Annotated in this window: 3 protein-coding genes; 2 read left to right on the top strand and 1 reads right to left on the bottom strand. The window is 44.2% G+C overall.

What is annotated here, in order from left to right; all coding sequences use genetic code 11:
- On the top strand, positions 1-1267 hold a 1267-nt coding region (locus tag BCT81_RS20155), incomplete at its 5' end, for a response regulator (RefSeq protein WP_133152668.1).
- A gap of 72 nt (positions 1268-1339) precedes the next feature.
- On the opposite strand, the gene BCT81_RS20150 is transcribed toward BCT81_RS20155, so the two are convergent.
- Complete coding sequence (locus BCT81_RS20150; protein ID WP_102425589.1) at positions 1340-2230, bottom strand: LysR family transcriptional regulator; 891 nt, start codon at positions 2228-2230, stop codon at positions 1340-1342.
- Between the two features lie 263 nt (positions 2231-2493).
- Here BCT81_RS20150 and BCT81_RS20145 point away from each other — a divergent pair, with 263 nt between their 5' ends.
- On the top strand, positions 2494-3669 hold the full coding sequence (locus BCT81_RS20145; protein WP_061032331.1) for an MFS transporter: 1176 nt from the start codon (positions 2494-2496) through the stop codon (positions 3667-3669).
- Positions 3670-4015 lie beyond the last annotated feature (346 nt).

Genomic DNA, 4015 nt, shown 5'->3' with positions numbered 1-4015 from the left:
TATTGGGATCTCTGATGAGAACCTCCACAAACTATTTCAAGCGTTTAGCCAAGCAGACACAACAACAACGCGCAGGTTTGGTGGCACAGGGTTAGGGCTCAATATTAGCCAGAAACTTGTTAACGCGATGGGTAGCCAAATTACGGTTGAGAGTGAGTTTGGGCAAGGCAGTGAGTTTTCTTTTATTGTGACACTTGCAAGGTCGACGGATGAAGAACTCGCGAAGTTTAAAGCTCAAGAATTGCAATTGGATTATCAGATAGAGTTTAAAGGTCAGAAGATACTGCTAGTGGAAGATAATGAGCTAAACCAAGATCTTGCGTTAGCCTTCTTTAGTCGCTCTAAGTTAGATGCCGACCTTGCCGAAAACGGAAAAGAGGCATTAGCGTTGGCGCAGAATAATGACTATGAAATGATCTTTATGGATCTGCAAATGCCAATTATGGATGGGTTTGAGGCTACAAGGTTGATCCGTGAATTCAATAAAACTGTGCCTATTATTGCGATGTCGGCAAACGTGTTTGCAGATGCAAAACAAAGAGCGAGGGACGCAGGCGTAACGGACTTCTTGGATAAGCCGATCATTATTGATAAAGCGACGTCTATGATCTCAAAGTATATCGTTCCAGAGGTATTGATTGAGGGGCAAGCATCTGCGCCTAAATTAGTTGATGAATCAGTTTCTGACAACTCTGGCTTGCCTATTTTCTCACAAGCTCGATTTGACCAGCTCACTAATAACGATACATCCGTGCAAAATAAGGTGTTGGATAGGTTCTGCCAAGGGGCGCCATCGATGCTGTCTGAGGCGTTCGATAATCTAGCGCAAGAAGAGTGGGTGACGTTAGAGCGGAATCTACACACCCTAAAAAGTATGGCGGCTTCAATTGGCGGGCAGAGGCTCGCTGAATTACTCAGTGACTTAGAAAGTCGAGCTCACAATAGGACATGCGTGGAGCAAGAGCTTAAGCATGGCGAAATTGGCTTAACGGAGTTAATTGAAGCGGTCGAGCGCGATTTTGGCAAACCATGCGCAACTACAGCAGATAGAGGTTCAGATGACACTTCGGACTGTTCTGAGGCTGCTCCTGAGCAAATCGCTAAGCTGCTATCTCTTCTCGAGGCTTACGATAACGATGCGACTCAATACGCTTCGAAGTTACTCATTGAACACCCTAACTCGAGTGCTATAAAAGAGGTGCTGAGATTGCTAGAGAGTTACGATTTTGAAGGTGCCACTGAGGTGCTCAGCGCTTCACAGCCATAGAACCAAAGCCTTTTGCTAGTATTCAAAGCCTTTAACTATCGTGGTTAAAGGCTTTTTTATCTGTGCACTAACCTAATTGCTGACATTCTGTTTGATTAAATCAATCACGGTGTTGTATCGATGAGGGAGCTTGCGGTTTCGCTTTTGGACTAAGTAAAGCGTTTCCTCAACTTCTACTTTTGGCGGGACGACGTGCAACTTATCTCTTTCAGCAAAATGTTCAACGGCACCAGCTGGCAACACGGTAAACCCTAATCCCTTGGATACGGGCAGCAGTATCTGATGAAGTTGGTTGATGTAGCCTGATTTCGGAATCTCATTAATGTTGATGTTCGCGAGCTCTTTATCACCACACAGGTCAAAGTACAAAGAGAGGTAATGCGCAGAATCTGGGTGAGCAATCAGGCCAATCTCATGCAGCGTTTGTGGCGTTATCTCAAGGTCGGCATGACTGTGGTGCACGATAAGACACAATGCTTCTTTGCCGATAACTTGGCTTTGGTAATAGCTGTCGTTCGGTGAGTGCCTCACGATACCGACATCAGTCGTGCCTTGCAGCAGGTCATTTAATATCTTCTTGTTCGGCGCTGCTTCTAGATTGATGCTTAGATCTGGGTGTTGCTGCTGCAGTTCAAGAAGCTTGGGGTATAAGCGTAAGGAAAGCGAGCCGGAACAGGATAGGTGACATTGCCCGGAGTAAGGGTTATCAAAACTAAGTGATTCGAAAAGGTCTTCTTGGTCTTTCTCTAGTTTGAGTGCATAGCGATACATAATCCGACCTTGCTCGGTCAGCTCGAAGCTCTTATTTTCTCGAGAGAGCAGTTCGCAGTCACATGCTTGTTCAAGTTTTTTGATGTGTTGGCTAACACCTGGTTGAGTCATGTACAACTTTTCAGCCGTTTGGGTGAAATGGCCGACTTCTACCAGAGTCTTAAATGTGTTGAGCCAAAGTGGATTAATCATACTCGCCTCTTAATACCGAAGTTTGTAAAACACGCCCTAATGGATAACAGAAAATTATTATTATCTCCGTTAATGATAAATGCAAATCCAGAATGAATTGAAAATATAGAAAGCGACGCATTCGATATCGTTGAAGATCCAAAAGGAGATGGCTTTAAAGCAATACATTGGTAGCAGGTGAGTTTCATTTTTTGTAACAAAGTGTTGAGACTTTGTTGGTTATTTGGTCTAGTGATCAGCCGCGCTCATATTTAGGAACGAAGATGAATAGAAATGTTTGGCTGCTGTCACTGTGTCAGGCCTTATTAATGACAGGGAATATCTTACTGATTTCCGTGATTGGTTTGATAGGAAAACAGATTGCGCCCAGTGCCAGCATGATTACCTTACCAGTTGCGTTGCAGTTTTTGGGTTTGATGGCTGCAACCATTCCCGCTTCTTTGATTTCAGGTAAGTTAGGCCGAAAGCGAGGCTTTAGTATCGGTAATCTCGTCGGTATAACGGGGGCAAGCCTAGCAACTTACGCGCTATCACAACAAAACTTCTATCTGTTCTGCTTCGCAACCTTCTTACTCGGCATAGGTATTGGTTTTGGAACGCTTTATCGTTTCGCGGCCATTGAAGTGTGTGATGAAAATGCACGACACCGTGCAATCTCGATTTCAATGGCTGGTGGTGTTCTTGCGGCGGTACTCGGGCCGAACTTAGCGATTATGTCTCAGCAATGGTCGCAAGATGGCCTATATATTGGTGCGTTCGCTTCATTGATTGGCTTAAACATTTTAGCACTCGTTATCTTACAGACGATCCAATTCCCTAAAGTGTCGTTTAGTCACCAAGCGCCGAAGTCGGATTCTTTGAGTGCAATTGTAAAGGCGCCAAATTTCGTCGGAGCTGTATTTGCAGCGATGGTCGCCTATGCGGTGATGAATATTCTAATGACTGCAACACCACTAGCGATGATTGGCTGTGGTTTCGACTTTACCAAAGCGGCTGGTGTAATTGAGTGGCATGTGTTGGGTATGTTTGTCCCTGCCTTCTTTACTGGGTCACTCATCGAGAAGTTTGGTTCAAGAATGATGATCTTGGCAGGTGGGATACTGTTTGTGTTTTGTATTGCCATCAACATCCATGGTGAGTCGATTTGGCATTTCAGAGCGGCTTTGGTTTTACTCGGGGTAGGCTGGAACTTTATGTTCATCGCGGCAACCGGTTTGTTCAGTCAATCTTATCAACCGCAGAACAAAGCGAAGGCGCAAGCGTTTAATGAGTTTATTGTCTTTGGCTGTGTGACAGTAACGGCGTTGCTTTCTGGTTGGTTAGAGTCGACAGCGGGCTGGCAAAACCTCAATATTTATGTATTGCCATTTGTGTTAGCCGTTATCATATTGTTTGCATTTAGCGCACGTAAATCTCGCATTCAAAATCAACCTGTATGATGAGTTATCGCTTGTTTGGAGATATTAACTTCTTCATTTGAACAGAGCGTTAGGCTAGCTTTTCCGAAGCACAGACCAATAAAAAGCCCTACCGATGACGGTAGGGCTTTTGCTTACGGCTTAAATAATAACGTTTTCTTAAAAACTGCTGTCCTGACTCATGCCAAAGACAGCAATACTTAAGTTGGTTTATCAGTACGCACGTTATTGTCTACGTACTTATTTCAATGATTTGAGCTAGAAGCGACTTATAGGTCGACCATAATGGTCTTAGTCGTGATCCCGCCTTGGTCATCGATGATTTTTAGTTTCACTTCATGCTTTCCGTATGAAGGGAAGATAGAAG

The sequence above is a fragment of the Vibrio sp. 10N.261.52.A1 genome (assembly GCF_002876325.1).
Taxonomy (GTDB): domain Bacteria; phylum Pseudomonadota; class Gammaproteobacteria; order Enterobacterales; family Vibrionaceae; genus Vibrio; species Vibrio chagasii.
This window is presented reverse-complemented; position numbering and strand designations above follow the sequence as displayed.